The organism is Nitrosomonas ureae, from assembly GCF_900108305.1.
GTDB classification, from domain to species: domain Bacteria; phylum Pseudomonadota; class Gammaproteobacteria; order Burkholderiales; family Nitrosomonadaceae; genus Nitrosomonas; species Nitrosomonas ureae_B.
Window position 1 is genome coordinate 131,369 of record NZ_FNUX01000006.1, and the last position, 17,524, is coordinate 148,892.

Here is a 17,524-nt window from a genome sequence, read left to right on the forward strand (position 1 = left end):
TTAGATATTTCAGCAATCCCGAGGAAATGGTGTATCTTGCTGTGGAAGCTTCCCCTAATGGGATGGTGATGGTCAATAGTGAAGGTAAAATAGTCTTGGTAAACTCAGCTTCAGAGAAACTTTTCGGTTATTCTCGGCAAGAACTTATCGGACAGTCAATTGAAATGCTGCTACCAGGGCGATTTCGTCCACACCACCCAGAGCTCCGACTCACTTATGTCAAGGAATCAAGGTCTCGTCCGATGGGTCATGGCAGGGACCTCTATGGTTTGCACAAAAACGGAAAAGAATTTCCAGTCGAAGTTGGCCTTAATCCAGTTGAAACCATGCGTGACGGTATATTTGTACTGGCTGTTATCACTGACATAAGTGAGCGCAGGCAGGCTGAGAAAATGATTAATCTGGCTGTGGAAGCAGCGCCAAATGGTATGGTGATGACCGATCAAAATGGAAAAATTCTGTTGGTCAACTCCACGACTGAGGAATTGTTCGGTTATCTGCGTCAGGACATGATAGGACAGTCGATAGAAATGCTCATACCTGCATCACACCGTTCGCACCATCCGGAATTAAGAAAGAATTTTCTAAAAAACCCCAGCAAACGCGCCATGGGGCATGGACGGGACCTCCATGGTGTACACAAGAACGGCAAAGAATTTCCGGTTGAAGTTGGCTTAAATCCAATCCAAACAACGGAAGAAATTATAGTTCTGGCTTCCGTTATCGATATCACCGCGCGCAAACAACAGGAAGAACAGCTTATAGCTGCTCTGAAAGAAAAAGATTTATTATTATCGGAGATCCATCACAGAGTTAAAAACAACCTGCAAATTATCGACAGTCTCCTAGGTATGCAATCTGAAACCTTACATGATGATACTGCCGCAATCAAAGTCTTAACAGAAAGTCAAAATAGAGTTAAATCAATGGCTCTCATTCATCAAATCCTGTATCAATCGCAAGATTTCTCCCAAGTTGATTTTTCCGCATTTATCCACTCATTAGTGAACAATCTTTTAGTCTCCTATGCCCCGGAAACTTCAAGAATAAAAACTAAGATTGATACTGATGAAATTCTTATTCCTATTAATGTCAGTATACCCTTGGGTCTGCTGCTAAACGAATTATGCACAAATGCAATAAAGTATGCTTTTCCAGGGAATTGTTCAGGAACGATCCGGATTAGTCTAAAGCATCATAGCTCAAGCAAGTTACTGATGCGCATTAGTGATAATGGAATTGGCATAGCAGAGGATTTAGATATTGAAGATACGCCTACACTGGGCCTACAACTCGTTCAATTGCTCAGCGAACAGATTAGCGCAGAGTTAACCATTCACCGCAGAAATCCAACAAGTTTTACGCTTATTTTTCCGAAGGATCTGTAATAAAACCGATTCTTGTCATGCCCGCTTTGGCTGCGATACTCATTACCCGTGCAACATGTTCATAATGCGCCAATTTGTCTGCGCGAAGATGCAGCTCGGTTTTAGGTTCCTGGGTTATTTCTGCAGTAAAACGCGGCGCTAATTGCTCTAACGACTCAGGTTCTCCGTTCCAAAATAGACTACCATCTGCACGTATAGCCAATTCAATATGTTCGGTTTGTGTAATATTGGGAGCATTCTCCGCTTTTGGCAGATCAATTTTGACTGAATGCGTCAGAAGTGGCGCTGTAATAATAAAAATAATCAACAAAACCAGCATCACGTCCACCAGCGGAACTACATTAATTTCTGACATAGGAGCCTGGCGACTGCTATCCTGTATACTTCCAAACGCCATTATTGCCCCCTTTCCATAACAACATCAATCGAATTCGCACCTATTTCATGCCGCGATTGCGGGGGAGAAGAAATGGGTACATCAGCGTTATCTCCAGCCGTTATCAATATGAACAGATCATGAGCAAAAGCTTCCAGGCGCGCAAGCCAGATACGGTTACGGCGTACAAAAGCGTTGTAGGCCAGTACCGCCGGAATGGCTACCGCCAGTCCCAGTGCTGTCATGATCAATGCCTCACCAACAGGACCGGCAACCTTGTCTAAAGTGCCCTGCCCCGAAAGTCCAATCTGTATCAACGCATGATAAATGCCCCATACCGTTCCAAACAAACCAATATAAGGTGCTGCCGAACCTGCTGTGGCGATTAACGTCAGACCATTCTCAATGCGAGTAGCTTCCTGATCGATACCATTGCGTAAAGTACGTGTCAGAAACTCACTTGTCCCCTCCGCAGTTAGAGATTTTTGCATGCTGCGTATTTTGGAGTCGCTCATCGTATCAATGCTCATTTTAGCAAGCTCTGAAAATGCATTATCCGGCACGGCATTTTTTAATTCGATCTGAGCTGTTTGGAGTGAATCATAGCTCCAGAAATGCTTTAAAAAAGCCTCGACACGACGTTTAGCAATTAGATTTGCAATACTTTTTGTAATAATTAAATACCAGCTCGCAATTGATAGTGACAACAGTAATACCAACACGCCGATGCCCACCCCATCAATCTGATTGAGAAAATGGGAAAAGCCAAGTCCTTGTTCCATGAATTAATTTCCTTGCAGTACAAAATTAAAAGGCTGTAAGGCTACCGCCCTAACCGGCTGGCCATTACGCAACGACGGATTACAGTGCCAGTTTTTTACCGCAGTCAATGCTGCAGTATCAAGACGCTCATAACCACTGCTATTAAGAATTTTTGCCTCATCAATACGCCCGCTTTCATCCAGCTCTACACGCAACACCAATTTACCTTCCTCACCCATGCGTCGCGAGATGGCGGGATACGTTGGTGGAGATAATTTTGGACAAGAAACGGATAATTCCGAAGTCAACGTCACGGGCCCGGTTGGCATTTGTGCTGGCGCGGAATCCGGCAAGGATCCGGATTTTTCCATCTGCTCCGGAGCCGGCGCTGTTACAGGCGCCGGCTCCGGAGCAGATTCGATATACTCCTGCTTGGGAATCACGGGAGCTTTCGCTACGAGGCGTTCTTGTTTGGGTTTGACAACAGGTTTTTTGGCTGGCTGAAGTTTTACCGGCACAGGCTCCGGCAGTGCTTCAGGAGCGGCTCGTGGTATTGACGGGGCAATTAGCTCAGCAAATAAAGTAACCGCCTGATCAGGAGTTGGAATTAAGCGCTGATTCCATAAAAAATAAAATAAGGCAGCGTGCACAACCAGTACAAACAACAATCCTGGCAATGAAATAAGGCGTTGTTGCCGCTCAGAATATTCACTATTTTTCCAAGATAATGATTGCATTACAGAATAACAAATCCAGAAAAATTCTTACTCATTATTGACTCGAAAATACCACAACCAAGTGCACTGACTCGACAAATCCGCATACAACCATTACATCAACGATCTGTTTCCGCGCCCTGAGTACTATTGGTCAGAAACAAAGCCAAACAGTCCTGCATGATAACGCAAACGATAATAGTTATCAATCGCTAGATTGAAGCTTAATACCAGGATAATTTGTCAAAACAATACGGAAGGCTTTATCATTAATGAAAAATTTTCACCGCGCTAACTAACAGATAATGCAATCATATTCAATTTAATTCAAACATGGCTTACTCCACACCTGGCTTCTGGCGTCGCATTATTTGCCTGATTTATGAGTTTCTTCTTCTATTAGCCGTTTTGTTATTTGCGGGATTCATTTTTCATCTTATTTTCAGGGATACGCAAGCTGTTTATTTCCAGCCGTTATTTCAATTTTATCTACTCTTGATTATGGGATATTACTTCACCTGGTTTTGGACACATGGCGGACAGACATTAGCCATGCAAACCTGGAAGATGCGCATCGTGACAGCGAATGGCGGTAGCCTAACAAAAAAACAAGCCATTATTCGTTACTTGCTTGCAATAACCGGCATCTTTCTTTTTGGGTGTGGAATCATCTGGGCATTGTTTGATCGCGATCATCAATTTCTCCATGACCGTATCGCAGGGACCCGGATCATTTTATTGATAAGTTAAGGTTCGCTTGAAATCTACTAACCCTGTTACGATAATCCATCTATTACCTTGGTCTTTTCATAGGAATTTACATGCACATTTTTTGACGCAGCATAAAAAAGTGTATACTAATCGCCTTGTTATAATTTTCCCTATACTATAATAACTAGCATTTAAAGATTGGTTTCAGTAATTCGTTGATATTATTACTTCACCTCCAGATTAGCGATCATTTAAACAAATGCGTAGCCAAATTTTCTCAGCAATTACCGGCTTGAAACTCTATCTGAAAGAGTGCTCCATTCAAGCTAACTGCGTTGTTATCTTAGCCGCAACGATCGCTATTTTTATCATTGACTTAAGCCTTCCTTTGGGCGTTGCGGCGGGTGTCCCTTTTGCACTGGTAATATTCGCCAGTCTATGGGTAAGCGGAGTCCAATTTACCTATCTGATTGCCACGCTTGGATTCATTCTAACCATTGCGGGATTCTTTCTGTCATCGCACACGGTTGTCCCATTAAATATTGTATTGTTTAATCGAGGAATAACTTTGTTGTTGATCATTTGTTCCGCATATATGGTGATTAAAATCAAAAAAGCAAATGTGGACATCACAACATTAATGAATCAGGTATTGATTGATCCTGTTACAGGATACAAAAACCGCCAGGCCTTTGAAACCGAACTGGATACAGAAATACTGCGCAGCAAACGATATAACCGGAGTTTATCCGTAGCGATTATCGATATTGATCTTTTAAAGTTATTTACTGATAACTACGACTATAAAAGCAAAAGTAATTCCATTAAGAAAGTTTCTCAAGAAATCAAGACTAACATCAGAATCACTGATTTCTTCTATCGCATTGATATTAATGTGTTTGCCATTATATTTTCTGAAACGGATTTGATCGAAGCTAAAAAAGTATGTGAAGCCATCCGTAAGAAAATCTCCTCCATCATCGATAAAAATGCTGAAAACAAGATCATGATAAGCATCGGTATCGCGACGCTTGAAGAAGCGGATAACAAAATTAATCTATGCAAGCGCGCAGAAGATGCACTCTTTATCTCAAAGCAAAATGGAGGGCATAAGGTTTCCACTTTGCCTGCAGTTGCCCATAAAGAAAAAACCCCTGTCGCTGCCATCCTGTCACGTTCGAGATACGATTGACCCCATTTTCTAGCTCAATAATCGATTCTTTGTAACTGCAGAAAAAATGCATTTATTGATGCATTGAAGGAATTACCTCAAATTCTCTTATATAATCCAGGGTATCAATCAGACAAAACCCTACGTTTCTGAGACACCCATGAGTTTATTGAACAAGCCGATGGCCAAAAAATCAAGCGGCCATCCCTTTCCACCCAGAGTAGCCCGGTTATTACGCGAATCAGGACTATTGATATTGATGGGCGCCGCACTTTATCTGATATTGATATTTTTTAGTTATGATCGCAGCGATGCCGGCTGGTCACACAGTGGCGATTTTAATCAAATCAATAATGCAGGAGGGCACGTCGGCGCATGGCTGGCTGACTTATTACTATATCTATTTGGCGCATCCGCATGGTGGTGGGTTGCTTTCTTTCTGTCTGCAATTGCATGGAGCTATCGTCGAATAGATACTGCCGGTATTTTTGACCGGCATTCCCTGTTACTTTCTCTTGGTGGTTTCTTATTATTGCTAGCAGCTAGCAGCGGACTGGAATCGCTCAGATTTTACTCTCTCAGTATTTCATTGCCTTTACTGCCAGGTGGAATGCTTGGCAACACAATTAGTCATTATCTCTCGCAAATACTGGGATTTACGGGCGCAACGCTGACATTATTGATACTCATTGCCGTCGGCTTTAGTCAATTTACCGGTTTATCATGGGTCCGGTTTGTAGAGATGCTTGGCGAGAGTGTTGAAAATCTATTATTACTTCTCAGAAATACATGGGAAACAAAACAGGATAAATTTGCAGGCGTCATTGCCTCTCACGTCCGGGAAAAAACCGTTGAAAACGAGAAAAAACGTATTGAAAGCAATCCGATTCTGCATATCGAGCCACCGACTACGAATATTGTTAAATCTCAACGCATTGTCAAAGAGAAACAATCTTCCTTATTTTCAGATTTACCTGACTCACCACTGCCTCCTCTGCATCTTCTGGATGAACCGGATAAAGATTTTGAAGTATTATCCAAAGAGGTTCTGGAATTCACTTCTCGCCTGATCGAACGAAAGCTCAAGGAATTTGGTGTCGATGTCAAAGTCGTTGCCGCCTTTCCGGGACCAGTCATCACCCGCTATGAAATTGAACCGGCCATTGGCGTCAAGGGTAATCAAGTCATTAATCTGGTTAAGGATCTGGCGCGCGCGCTATCAGTTGCCAGTATCCGGGTAGTCGAAACTATCCCGGGAAAAACCACCATGGGGCTGGAAATTCCCAATCCAAAACGCCAGATTGTTCGACTCCAGGAGATTCTCAGTTCACAAGTCTATGCCGATTCCGCTTCACCGCTGACCATTGCATTGGGCAAGGACATTAGTGGCCGCCCGATGGTATCGGATCTAGCTAAAATGCCTCACGCACTGGTAGCTGGAACCACCGGTTCTGGCAAATCAGTGGCAATCAATGCCGTTATTCTGAGTCTTATTTATAAAACCACACCCGATCAGACTCGCTTGATCCTGATTGATCCCAAAATGCTGGAATTATCGGTATATGAAGGTATTCCGCATTTGCTGACGCCGGTTGTCACCGATATGCGTGAAGCAGCTAGCGCGTTACGCTGGTGTGTCGCCGAAATGGAGCGTCGTTATAAACTGATGTCTGCATTAGGTGTACGCAATCTCGGTGGCTACAATCAGAAAATACAAGAGGCCAGTAAAAATGAAACGCCCGTAATTAACCCGCTGGCACTGCCTGAAGAAGAGCCGGAATACCTGGAAGAATTGCCGCTCATTGTCGTGGTAATTGATGAATTAGCCGATTTGATGATGGTCGCCGGCAAGAAAGTTGAACAATTAATTGCCCGGCTTGCACAAAAAGCGCGGGCATCGGGCATTCATCTGCTATTGGCAACCCAACGCCCCTCCGTCGATGTGATAACCGGTTTGATTAAAGCAAACATTCCTACACGGATTGCTTTTCAGGTTTCGAGCAAAATTGATTCACGCACCATTCTCGATCAAATGGGAGCAGAAGCCTTACTGGGTCAGGGTGACATGCTGTACTTACCGCCCGGCAGCGGCTATCCGCAACGTGTTCATGGTGCTTTTGTCGCTGATCATGAAGTGCATAAAGTAGTTGAGTACCTCAAAGAGCATGGAGAACCTAACTATATCGAAGAAATTCTTAGAATTGACGATGAAGAAAGCGATGCCGGTAATTCACTCGAATTTAAAAAACCATCCGAGGGTGAAGCCGATCCGCTCTATGATGAAGCAGTTGCCATCGTCATCAAAACCCGTCGCGCCTCTATCTCTCTCGTACAAAGAAATTTGCGCATCGGCTATAATCGCGCGGCCCGACTAGTTGAAGATATGGAACGAGCCGGTTTGGTTTCGTCAATGCAAAGTAACGGTAATCGGGAAGTATTAGCTCCGGCACGTAACGAATAATCCACCTCTCAGCTAATATAATATATCAGACCCTACACACCCATTTCATTAAAGGAACCTATGGTGCGTTTAAATTGTTCCATTTTCTTCTTGTTGCTTAGTCTGATACCCGTTTTGACTGAAGCCGCCGCTATCAATAGTCTGAAAACTTTCATCCAGGAAACCCGCACAGTCCGCGCAAAATTCTCGCAAACGCTGTATGACAAAAATTCCCGCGCCATTCAAGAATCAGCAGGCACCATGCAATTCGAGCGTCCGGAAAAATTTCGCTGGACTTACGAAGAACCCTATGAGCAACTGATTGTTGGCGATGGCACGCAAGTCTGGTTTTATGATCATGACCTCAATCAAGTAACTATACGCCAATTCAACATCGCTATCGGCAGCAGTCCAGCCGCTCTGCTCGCCGGTAGCAGTACGATTGAAGATAATTTCGAACTGGTTGATTTAGGTGTGCAAAACGAAATGGAATGGCTCGAAGCAATTCCCAAAAGCAAGGAAAGCACTTTTGAATTCATTCAGATGGGATTCTCGCCGGAGGGTGAACTCAAGATCATGGCGTTGCGGGATAGTTTTGGGCAAACGACATTCTTGTCATTTTCCGAATTAGATAAAAACCCCACTCTACCCACCGATTTATTTAAATTCACCCCTCCGGATAATGCAGACGTCATCACTGAATGATCCTGGCCTTTTCTCGGCCAATGCACCGAGAGCACCGCTGGCGGAGCTGTTACGCCCTAAACAACTCAACGACGTCATCGGACAAAGCCATTTACTCGGCGCAGGAAAGCCGCTACGTTTGACATTTGAATCGGGCAAACCACATTCCATGATTTTATGGGGTCCGCCAGGAACCGGAAAAACCACGCTGGCACGTCTCATGTCAGCAGAATTCAACTGTGATTTCATATCGTTATCCGCCGTCCTATCTGGCATCAAAGATATTCGCAATGCGCTCGAAGAAGCTCAGTTAGCGTTGCAGCAAACCAATCGACATACCATTCTTTTTATCGACGAAGTGCATCGCTTTAACAAATCACAACAGGATGCTTTCTTACCGCACATAGAGCAAGGCTTGATCACTTTCATCGGCGCGACTACGGAAAACCCATCATTTGAGATTAACAATGCGCTGCTATCGCGCGTTCAAGTGTATATCCTCACCGCTTTGTCCGAACACGAGCTATCCTGTTTACTTGAACGCGCCCAAAACTTGATACCGGATAACGTGCAGTTTTCCGATGAATCAAGGAAATTACTGATTGAATTCGCTGATGGTGACGCCAGGCGTTTACTGAATCTACTGGAACAAATTCACACCGCAGCTCAGACCGAATCAATCACGCAAATCAGTAAGGATATTGTCCTCAACACACTATCACGCAATGTGCGCAGCTTTGATAAAGGCGGTGATGAATTTTATGATCAGATATCCGCATTGCATAAATCCGTTCGTGGATCTTCGCCCGATGCGGCGCTCTATTGGCTATGCCGCATGCTGGACGGCGGCGCCGATGCACTATATATCGGACGCAGGTTAATCCGTATGGCCGTTGAAGACATCGGCCTGGCTGATCCGCGTGCTTTGCGTCTGGCATTGGATGCCTGTGAGGCTTACGAACGACTGGGGACTCCGGAAGGTGAATTGGCGCTGGCACAAGCCACCTTGTATCTGGCATGCGCACCAAAAAGTAACGCCGCTTATCTGGCTTACAAGAAAGCCCGCTCCCTGGTTGCCCAGGATAAATCGCGCCGTGTTCCGATGCATTTACGTAACGCACCGACAAAACTGATGCAAGATAGTGGCTATGGAAATGCATACATTTACGCACATGATAACCCTGAAGCCTATGCCGCGGGTGAAAACTACTTTCCGGATGAAATGCCTGAGGTGCGTTTTTATCAACCGACTGCTTACGGATTCGAACAGAGAATTCAAGAAAAATTAGCTTACTTGCGAAACTTGGATAAACAAGCAAAGAATAAATTATAGAATTTAATTAATACCGGTTATTGGGAGTTTTTGCATGTTAGATATTCAACAATTACGCACTGATCTGGATAATGTTACCCGACAGCTCGCCAAAAAAGGCTACACCTTCCCGGTAGAAACATTTAATACCCTGGAAGCAGAACGCAAAATTATCCAAACCCAAACACAGGAATTGCAGGCACAGCGCAATGCAATTTCAAAAAGAATCGGCCAGGCTAAAAGCAAAGGTGAAGACACTTCGGCAATTATGGCTGAAGTAGCGCACCTGGGTGATACATTGAAGCTTGCGGAAGATCAGCTGGAGCAAATTCAACATAATTTACAGAAAATACTGCTCGAGGTGCCTAACCTGCCATATATCAACGTACCTGATGGCAAAGATGAGACAGACAATGTGCAAATTCGCCACTGGGGTGAGCCGCGGCAATTTGATTTTGTCATCAAGGATCACGTCAGTATCGGCGAGAGCCTCGGACTGCTGGATTTTGAAACCGCCGCCAAGCTCAGCGGTGCACGCTTTAGCCTGATGAAAGGCGGACTCGCCCGTTTACATCGGGCACTGGCTCAATTTATGCTGGATACGCATACGCTGGAACATGGATACACGGAAACTTATGTACCCTATCTGATCAATCGGGATAGTCTGCGCGGTACGGGACAACTCCCCAAATTCGAACAGGATTTATTTGCCGTCACCGCCGGTGGCGCAGAATCATCCTCTGCAGGAGACATGCCTGAATATCATCTCATTCCTACTGCAGAGGTACCCATTACCAACATGGTGCGCGATGAAATCGTACCGCTGCAATCACTACCCCTCAAATATGTATCGCATACACCCTGCTTCCGTTCCGAAGCCGGCAGCTATGGCCGTGATACACGTGGCCTGATTCGTCAACACCAATTTGATAAAGTGGAATTGGTACATATCGTTCATCCGGATCAATCCTACGATGCGCTGGAACAGCTGGTCGGTCATGCGGAAAAAATTTTACAGAAGCTGGCGCTGCCATACCGGGTCATGGCCTTGTGCACCGGTGATATGGGTTTTTCGGCAGCAAAAACTTACGATATCGAGGTTTGGCTGCCAGCACAAAACACTTACCGGGAGATCTCCTCCTGCAGCAATTGTGAAGCGTTTCAGGCCCGCCGCATGCAAGCACGCTTTCGCAATGAAAATGGCAAGCCGATGTTATTACACACATTAAACGGCTCCGGTCTGGCTGTCGGACGCACACTGGTAGCTGTGTTGGAAAACTATCAGAATGCAGATGGCAGCATCACCATACCGGAAGTTTTGCGCTCCTATATGAATGGCCTTGACCAACTCGGGCATAGCGGCGCAAAATAAAAAATAATGATTCACTTTTCTCCATAGGAAGTCCCATCATGCAAAATGAACATACCGGTCAGTTCGACGACACATCTGATAACGGCAACAGACTCAAAGCACTCGAAGCTGAGGTTCGTGAAGCGATCGCCAACGGCACGCATATCCGGGAAACCGTGCACCGGTTAACCCTCGAAGCCATGAACGTAAAACATATCGATCTGGAATCCATGCAGCGAATCGTCACCGCAGTGATGGATGGCGTGCACGACGGCGCAGCGCACCAATTGCAACATGCGGCTAATCAAGCGCACGCAGCAAAATCACAGATCACTGAAGCGGTTGCAGGGCTTGATTCCGCGCTCGCTGGATTTGCTGAAGCTTCCAAACTTGCCGTTCAGGAAGTAACCGGCCAGGCCAGGAAATTCTCGGATACCGAGTTACAACGCACACGCTCTGACCTGGAAAGCCTGGAAAGTTTATTTCTTGATACGCTTCATCGTACCGGTACAGCGGCGCAGGGAGTGATTGCAGAAATTCTGCTGGATTTAAGCCAGCATGCAAAAAATAATGGAACCACGGTAGGCTCGCAATTAAAAGAAACCCTGGCCATTTTTGCGCAACAGATCGCAGCAGTCGGACAATCCCAGCTGGAAACCGGCGTCACCCTCGCGCAAAAAACAGCCGAATTTGTAGGTAAAATTACTCAAGGCGTACTCTCGGGAATCAAAGACAAATCCAAATAAAGCTATTATAAAATTCGATAAATGGAACGAGCGCCGGTCATGTACAAAATTTGCAAACCGGCGACACCCTAACTTAAATCCTCGCCGCCTAATGCGTCAACCATTTCGGTGATAAGCTGGCTTAACTCACCGGTCATAATGGCGAAATCACTGACAAACAGTTCTTCAGCATTTTCAGTCGATTCTTTCAGGATATCCTGTGGGGCAATCCGCCGCAGCTGTAAATTATCATGCAGCACAAATGAAATTTTACTATCCCACGTCATTGCCAGCTTGATCACTTTCTTCCCCGCCCGGATATGACGCGCGGTCTCTTCAGCTTCCAGCACATGATGAGTATATTTGACAGTCGCTTTCTCATCATTCATGCCTTGCAGCTCGCAATCCCTATCGATGCTGAATATAGATGGCAAATCAGTATCGGACAACCAACGCGTCATCGCTGAAGAAGGCGAAACCTGCGTTTCCAGTGGCGCCAATGTCAGACCGTGCATCGATTTAACCAATACCTCAACCAATTCATCGGCTTTCTGGGTGCTCGCCGTATCGATAATCAAGCGATTCTTGATTGCATCGATCCAGGCATAAGTTTTGTGCCGCTGCGTGAAAGCACGTGGCATCAACTCAATAATTGTAGCTTCCTTGATATCCCTGATCTGTTTTTTACCCGGCTTGTAGCCTTGCATCTGCTCAATTTTCGCCAAACGGTCTTTAGCCTGCTGATTGATCACACCAGCCGGTAATAATTTCTTCTCCACGCCCAAAGCAATCAGCCACTGCTGACCATACGCATGGACAAAATTTTGCTGTTCCTCGCGCGGCGTCATCCAGCCACGGCTTTGCATCTCCATTTGCAAGCATGGTTGCAGCGCATGATTGGACAGCGCCTCTTCGAGGCTATTCAATGTTATATTTCCGCTGGTGATACGATAGACTTGTAAATTTCTGAACCACATAGTTTTTCTATATTAATCGTTGATTTATTTTAAAATTGCTCTAGCATGAAAAAAATATATTCCGCTAACAATCTGATGGAAGCGCAGATAGTACTGGATCTGCTTGAACACGCCTACATCCCGGCGCAAATTTTTAACCAGCACGCGCAGGGCGTAACCGGGGAAATCCCCTTCACGCACGCGTATCCGGAAGTATGGATCACTCGCGACGATGATCATGAGCGCGCCAAACGCGTCATCGAAACCTACGAAAACACCCCGGTTACGACCGGCAATGTACACTGTCCATCATGCCATGAAGAAAATCCGGCAAATTTTCAGTTGTGCTGGAAATGCGGGAGCGGATTGGAAATTGCAGTATATCGCGATCATAGCTGAAACTAAAATTTCGTAATGAGATAAAAAATCTCTGTCATCACTCCAACCTGCGATTGATCAATTGTGATTGCGCGGTAAATTGGTTTACCATCATTCCTCAATACTTCACTTACCCAAAGAAATCTTATGTTGCCCTCCATCGAACACCGCATCGCCACTGAACTTTCAATAAAACCCTCACAAATCCAAGCCACGATTCAATTGCTCGACGATGGCGCTACGGTACCGTTTATCGCGCGTTACCGCAAGGAAGCGACCGGCGGTCTGGATGATGCGCAGTTGCGATTATTGGCGGAGCGGTTGCATAGCCTGCGCGAGTTGGAGAAACGGCGTACAGCGATCATCTCAGCCATTGAGAAGCAAGGCAAAATGACGCCGGAATTGCTCGATGCGATTGCACATGCGGAAAACAAAGCACACCTGGAAGATTTGTATTTGCCGTACCGCAAAAAACGCCGCACCAAAGCACAAATTGCCATTGAAGCAGGTTTACAGCCACTGGCGGATACTTTGTTGAGCGATCCGAGGCTCGACCCGCTCATTGAAGCGGCGAAATACCTGAAGGCACCATTTACTACCGGCGAAGGCGACAATCCAGGAGTGGCCGATACCGGCCAAGCATTGGCGGGTGCGCAGCATATTCTGATCGAACGTTTCTCCGAGCATGCGCCGCTGCTGCAAATATTGCGCGACTACTTGCACGTGCACGGTGTTTTGACCGCCAAGGTCGCTAAGGACAAAAAAGACAGCGACACTAAATTCACCGATTATCACGACTACTGCGAAGCCATCGGCAAAATCCCTTCGCATCGTGCGTTGGCGCTGCTACGCGGAGAACGCGAAGGCATTCTAAAGCTAAAACTGCTGCTGAATTCTGAATTGGAAGAAAAGAATCGGAATGTAGCACCCAATCCATGCGAACAGCGGATCGCGCGCCAATTCAATATCCGTGATCAGAAGCGCGCGTCAGATAGCTGGCTGATCGATACCACGCGCATCGCTTGGCACAATAAAATTTTCACGCACCTGGAAACGGAATTAATGAATAATCTGCGGGAACGCGCCGAAACTGAAGCGATCCAGGTGTTCGCACAGAATCTCAAAGCATTGTTGCTTGCACCCCCCGCCGGTGCGCGCGTCACCATCGGACTCGATCCGGGCTTGCGCACCGGCGTCAAAGCTGCCGTTGTTGACATTACCGGTAAAGTACTCGACACCGCGACAATTTATCCGCATGCGCCGAGAAACGATTGGAACGGTGCGTTGGCGATCTTGAAACAACTGGCGGAACGCCATCACGCCGCGCTGATTGCGATCGGCAACGGTACTGCATCGCGCGAAACTGATTTGCTGGCCAGGAATCTGATTAAACAATATCAGCAACTTAAACTCACATCGATCATGGTGTCGGAAGCGGGTGCATCAGTGTATTCCGCTTCCGCACTGGCATCGGAAGAATTACCGGAACTGGACGTATCTCTGCGCGGTGCGGTTTCGATTGCACGGCGGTTACAGGATCCCCTGGCCGAGTTGGTCAAGATCGACCCGAAATCGATCGGTGTCGGTCAGTACCAGCATGACATCAATCAAAGCCAATTAGCGCAATCGCTCGATGCTGTGGTGGAAGATAGCGTCAATGCCGTCGGCGTTGATGTCAACACCGCATCTGCGGCATTGCTGCGTTATGTCGCCGGACTCAGCAGCAAAATCGCGCACAACATCATCGCATACCGCAACACCAATGGCATGTTCGCTAAACGCATCGATCTGATGAAAGTCCCGAGCCTGGGCGAAAAAACCTTTGAGCAAGCCGCCGGATTTCTGCGCATTCCAAATGGTGCCCATCCACTTGATGCTTCCGCTGTTCACCCGGAATCGTATCCGCTGGTTGAGCAAATATTGAATAACGTAAAACTGAACATCTCGGAGTTGATCGGTAATCAAACAATTTTAAAAACTATCCACCCGGAACAATACGCCAATGCGCAATTTGGTTTGTTGACCGTCAAAGACATCCTGAAAGAACTCGAGAAACCCGGTCGCGATCCACGCTCCACCTTCAGAACCGCCACTTTTAAGGAAGGCATTGAAACCATGAAAGACCTGCACCCCGGCATGGTACTCGAGGGGGTTATCACCAACGTTGCCGCATTCGGTGCATTTGTAGATATCGGTGTGCATCAGGACGGCTTAGTGCATATCTCGGCGCTATCAGATAAGTTTGTCAAAAACCCACATGCGATTGTTGAAGTCGGTCAAGTAGTTACAGTCATGGTATTAGATATCGATGAGAAACGTAAGCGAATTGCACTGACAATGAAACTTACTGACAACAAGAAAAATATCTTAAAAGAATCATAATAATAATACCTATCGAATGGAAAACGCTTCGTTGTGGAAAAGATTTTTAATTCTGATTACGAATCAGACATAGATTCCTGTAACAAAGCCATCGAAAACCGGGGATAAAAAATATAATTCATCACAATATCAGCCAGCAAACGATATCAATAGTTACCAAATTTGCATTCCATTCGATAAAGCCATTTATATTGGCAGTCGAATCGGGTATAATGCCGCGCTTTGGGTCGTTAGCTCAGCCGGTAGAGCAGCGGACTTTTAATCCGTTGGTCGCGCGTTCGAATCGCGCACGGCCTACCAAATAAATCAAGGGGTTAGAATAAATTCTAATCCCTTTTTTATTTCTGGGGTTACACGGGGGTTACAATAGACAGATATAAGGCGCAATAAACAAACCCGCCACTAGGGCGGGTTTGTCCGTTTATTTTCTAACTTATGCAGCTGTAACTAATTGTAACTAATCGCGCAATTTGGCACTATTTTTCGCTTTATTTGGCACTGCGGATTTGAGGATTTAACGTTCTAATCCCAAAATTTTAGATTATTAATTCGATTCGTCGCGCAGATCGACCTCATCCCCTACGATATAGGTAATTTTGAATGCTTTTTTCATCTCGGATATACCATTAACCGAGACTATTATCTTATTGCCCTTGATCGATCAATCCCAGGCATAGCCGGGGATTGCTTTATTTAGATAAAAGACTTTTTAGCTTGTTGAGAAGGTCAAACAATCAATCGTTCAGTATGGCTTTTAAGGTACAACTTTTACTTTCTTCTCATTATCGTCAGGTACTACGATGACTCTTTCAGTTTCTGGCGCTCGTTCAGAATTAATCGATAGGCACCCACTTAGCCCAAAAATGCTTATACCTATCATCACTACAATTAAGTTTCTCATTAGATTCTCCTTGTTAAGTATTTTATTATGAGAATAATTAATAAGTTAAATCTGTTCGCTATCTAACATAAACAAATTTTAAAAATTCTTAATGATCAATTCAGATCGACTAGCACTACGTTGATCGCAGTAAAATAAGGTGTACGGCCTGTCGTATTTTTTGATGCAATCCTGCCAGCTCAGGTTTTCAATATAGGTTCGCGATAACCGCAGATGCGCCTGGCTCACATCCTCTTCCATCCACAACAAATTCAGTCGCGGTGCGCGGGTGGCTTCGATACCAAAGTTCTGATCCGATACCTTGCCACCGAATACAAGCTTTTGCAGATAGTAAAATCGGGCTGCACGCTGGATATCGGTCAGCGTTTCTTCCAGAGTAATTTGCTGTCATTTATAGATTTCACGGCTGATTAACGCCCCTATGAATTGCCTGACGAACTCATCCAAGTAGTGCTTGACCATGCGGTACATATTTAACCTAATATAATATTTTTGTTTTATCCAGCTTATATATATTTCCTTATTTCTTTTGCAAAAAATAAAATATAAGGATTTTTATCTAATTGATGGAGGAGGTGGAGGATTACCTGACGGAGGTAAAGGTGGATTAATATTTGGGAACGAGGTAGGAATTGTTCGATTAGCTCCATTGTAAGTGGATGATGGATTCTTAGTGACATTCCCCGCAACAGGTACACTATGACCTTTGGCATACATGCACGGAATATAATTATTATCGAATGTTTGTTGATGTATACTCCCTGATGTAGAAGCATTACTTCTGCCGAATATCGCTCCCATTAAAAGTCCTAATCCCGCACCTATAGCAGCGCCTTCCCCTCCACCTATAGCACCACCCGCAGCAGCTCCTAGTCCTGTTCCAACAACTGCACTTTGTACACCGCTACTATTTGACGCATGCTGAGGTGTATTTCCCTCAAGTTGTTGAAAAGCATATTCTCTACATTCATTATCGTCAGAACGAAACTGTTCAAAGCTTTTACCAGATCCGGGCAATGCCATGATGCTAGGGCCTTTTGGTAGATTTGCACAAGCGCTTATTAAGCAAAAAATTATAAATATGAATAATCTTTTCATTAATATCTTTAGAAGTTAAAGGGCTATCAAAATAAATGATATCTAACAAAAAATTTTAATTTTCTTGTCCATTATGACTATGGCCTGTTAACACTATCTAAGTGCTTCAACGATAAGAGCGAAATGGATGAAAGAAAGGAAGATGACATCCAGTTTGTCGAATCTGGAGAATA

16 protein-coding genes and 1 tRNA gene are annotated in these 17,524 nt (G+C 45.1%); 12 read left to right on the forward strand and 5 right to left on the reverse strand.

Translation table 11 applies throughout. The annotated features are described in order from the left end of the window. Positions 1-26: 26 nt before the first annotated feature. Positions 27-1,388: a PAS domain S-box protein gene (locus tag C4S39_RS05525; protein ID WP_258039300.1), complete on the forward strand. Its 1,362-nt coding sequence runs from the start codon at positions 27-29 to the stop codon at positions 1,386-1,388. Here C4S39_RS05525 and C4S39_RS05530 read toward each other — a convergent pair. The 3 genes from C4S39_RS05530 to C4S39_RS05540 are packed head-to-tail and all read right to left on the reverse strand — an operon-like array spanning position 1,366 to position 3,263. Beyond that, complete coding sequence (locus C4S39_RS05530; protein ID WP_103966043.1) at positions 1,366-1,785, reverse strand: ExbD/TolR family protein; 420 nt, start codon at positions 1,783-1,785, stop codon at positions 1,366-1,368. The genes C4S39_RS05525 and C4S39_RS05530 overlap by 23 nt on opposite strands. Next, entirely contained in the window at positions 1,785-2,546 is a 762-nt protein-coding gene (locus C4S39_RS05535; RefSeq protein ID WP_103966044.1) for a MotA/TolQ/ExbB proton channel family protein, read from the reverse strand. Before C4S39_RS05535 ends, C4S39_RS05530 begins: the two co-directional genes overlap by 1 nt. 3 nt (positions 2,547-2,549) lie before the next feature. After that, on the reverse strand, positions 2,550-3,263 hold the full coding sequence (locus C4S39_RS05540; RefSeq protein ID WP_103966045.1) for an energy transducer TonB: 714 nt from the start codon (positions 3,261-3,263) through the stop codon (positions 2,550-2,552). Between the two features lie 312 nt (positions 3,264-3,575). Between C4S39_RS05540 and C4S39_RS05545 the strand changes: the two genes are divergently transcribed. The 7 genes from C4S39_RS05545 to C4S39_RS05575 all read left to right on the forward strand — a co-directional run bounded on the left by C4S39_RS05545 (position 3,576) and on the right by C4S39_RS05575 (position 11,657). Continuing rightward, positions 3,576-3,992 (forward strand): RDD family protein, encoded by a 417-nt coding sequence (locus C4S39_RS05545; RefSeq protein WP_103966046.1) that lies wholly within the window; start codon positions 3,576-3,578, stop codon positions 3,990-3,992. 220 nt (positions 3,993-4,212) lie between these two features. Then, entirely contained in the window at positions 4,213-5,145 is a 933-nt protein-coding gene (locus C4S39_RS05550) for a GGDEF domain-containing protein (RefSeq protein ID WP_103966047.1), read from the forward strand. Between the two features lie 139 nt (positions 5,146-5,284). Then, positions 5,285-7,585, forward strand: a complete 2,301-nt coding sequence (locus tag C4S39_RS05555) for a DNA translocase FtsK (RefSeq protein ID WP_103966048.1) — start codon at positions 5,285-5,287, stop codon at positions 7,583-7,585. A gap of 60 nt (positions 7,586-7,645) precedes the next feature. Continuing rightward, positions 7,646-8,269 (forward strand): outer membrane lipoprotein chaperone LolA, encoded by a 624-nt coding sequence (gene lolA / locus C4S39_RS05560; RefSeq protein ID WP_103966049.1) that lies wholly within the window; start codon positions 7,646-7,648, stop codon positions 8,267-8,269. Then, positions 8,247-9,581 carry a replication-associated recombination protein A gene (locus tag C4S39_RS05565; protein WP_181023759.1) on the forward strand — a complete coding sequence of 445 codons (1,335 nt, stop codon included), beginning with the start codon at positions 8,247-8,249 and terminating at the stop codon, positions 9,579-9,581. Before lolA ends, C4S39_RS05565 begins: the two co-directional genes overlap by 23 nt. 34 nt (positions 9,582-9,615) lie before the next feature. Then, positions 9,616-10,932 (forward strand): serine--tRNA ligase, encoded by a 1,317-nt coding sequence (serS, locus tag C4S39_RS05570; RefSeq protein ID WP_103966050.1) that lies wholly within the window; start codon positions 9,616-9,618, stop codon positions 10,930-10,932. Between the two features lie 38 nt (positions 10,933-10,970). After that, a complete protein-coding gene (locus tag C4S39_RS05575) occupies positions 10,971-11,657 on the forward strand; it encodes a DUF6781 family protein (protein WP_103966051.1) in 687 nt (228 codons plus the stop codon). 68 nt (positions 11,658-11,725) lie between these two features. Here C4S39_RS05575 and C4S39_RS05580 read toward each other — a convergent pair whose 3' ends face one another. Then, positions 11,726-12,613, reverse strand: coding sequence for a recombination-associated protein RdgC (locus tag C4S39_RS05580; protein WP_103966052.1), 888 nt, complete (start codon positions 12,611-12,613; stop codon positions 11,726-11,728). A gap of 45 nt (positions 12,614-12,658) precedes the next feature. Between C4S39_RS05580 and C4S39_RS05585 the strand changes: the two genes are divergently transcribed. The 4 genes from C4S39_RS05585 (at position 12,659) to C4S39_RS15265 (ending at position 16,667) form a co-directional block, all read left to right on the forward strand. After that, complete coding sequence (locus tag C4S39_RS05585; protein ID WP_103966053.1) at positions 12,659-12,991, forward strand: putative signal transducing protein; 333 nt, start codon at positions 12,659-12,661, stop codon at positions 12,989-12,991. A 126-nt stretch (positions 12,992-13,117) separates the two neighbouring features. Continuing rightward, positions 13,118-15,352 (forward strand): Tex family protein, encoded by a 2,235-nt coding sequence (locus tag C4S39_RS05590; protein WP_103966054.1) that lies wholly within the window; start codon positions 13,118-13,120, stop codon positions 15,350-15,352. Positions 15,353-15,576: 224 nt separating this feature from the next. Then, positions 15,577-15,652 (forward strand) — tRNA-Lys (locus tag C4S39_RS05595). A gap of 814 nt (positions 15,653-16,466) precedes the next feature. Beyond that, entirely contained in the window at positions 16,467-16,667 is a 201-nt protein-coding gene (locus tag C4S39_RS15265; RefSeq protein WP_181023760.1) for a hypothetical protein, read from the forward strand. Between the two features lie 141 nt (positions 16,668-16,808). Here the strand turns inward: C4S39_RS15265 and C4S39_RS05605 are convergent, their stop codons facing one another. Then, positions 16,809-17,351: a YMGG-like glycine zipper-containing protein gene (locus C4S39_RS05605; protein ID WP_103966055.1), complete on the reverse strand. Its 543-nt coding sequence runs from the start codon at positions 17,349-17,351 to the stop codon at positions 16,809-16,811. Positions 17,352-17,524 lie beyond the last annotated feature (173 nt).

Coding starts and splice junctions, on each gene's coding strand:
- C4S39_RS05580 (WP_103966052.1), bottom strand. CDS start 12,613: ATGTGGTTCAGAAATTTACAAGTCTATCGTATCACCAGCGGAAATATA.
- C4S39_RS05605 (WP_103966055.1), bottom strand. CDS start 17,351: ATGAAAAGATTATTCATATTTATAATTTTTTGCTTAATAAGCGCTTGT.
- C4S39_RS05550 (WP_103966047.1), top strand. CDS start 4,213: ATGCGTAGCCAAATTTTCTCAGCAATTACCGGCTTGAAACTCTATCTG.
- C4S39_RS05585 (WP_103966053.1), top strand. CDS start 12,659: ATGAAAAAAATATATTCCGCTAACAATCTGATGGAAGCGCAGATAGTA.
- serS (WP_103966050.1), top strand. CDS start 9,616: ATGTTAGATATTCAACAATTACGCACTGATCTGGATAATGTTACCCGA.
- C4S39_RS05530 (WP_103966043.1), bottom strand. CDS start 1,785: ATGGCGTTTGGAAGTATACAGGATAGCAGTCGCCAGGCTCCTATGTCA.
- C4S39_RS05555 (WP_103966048.1), top strand. CDS start 5,285: ATGAGTTTATTGAACAAGCCGATGGCCAAAAAATCAAGCGGCCATCCC.
- C4S39_RS05590 (WP_103966054.1), top strand. CDS start 13,118: ATGTTGCCCTCCATCGAACACCGCATCGCCACTGAACTTTCAATAAAA.
- C4S39_RS05565 (WP_181023759.1), top strand. CDS start 8,247: ATGCAGACGTCATCACTGAATGATCCTGGCCTTTTCTCGGCCAATGCA.
- C4S39_RS05545 (WP_103966046.1), top strand. CDS start 3,576: ATGGCTTACTCCACACCTGGCTTCTGGCGTCGCATTATTTGCCTGATT.
- C4S39_RS05540 (WP_103966045.1), bottom strand. CDS start 3,263: ATGCAATCATTATCTTGGAAAAATAGTGAATATTCTGAGCGGCAACAA.
- C4S39_RS15265 (WP_181023760.1), top strand. CDS start 16,467: ATGCGCCTGGCTCACATCCTCTTCCATCCACAACAAATTCAGTCGCGG.
- C4S39_RS05575 (WP_103966051.1), top strand. CDS start 10,971: ATGCAAAATGAACATACCGGTCAGTTCGACGACACATCTGATAACGGC.
- C4S39_RS05535 (WP_103966044.1), bottom strand. CDS start 2,546: ATGGAACAAGGACTTGGCTTTTCCCATTTTCTCAATCAGATTGATGGG.
- C4S39_RS05525 (WP_258039300.1), top strand. CDS start 27: ATGGTGTATCTTGCTGTGGAAGCTTCCCCTAATGGGATGGTGATGGTC.
- lolA (WP_103966049.1), top strand. CDS start 7,646: ATGGTGCGTTTAAATTGTTCCATTTTCTTCTTGTTGCTTAGTCTGATA.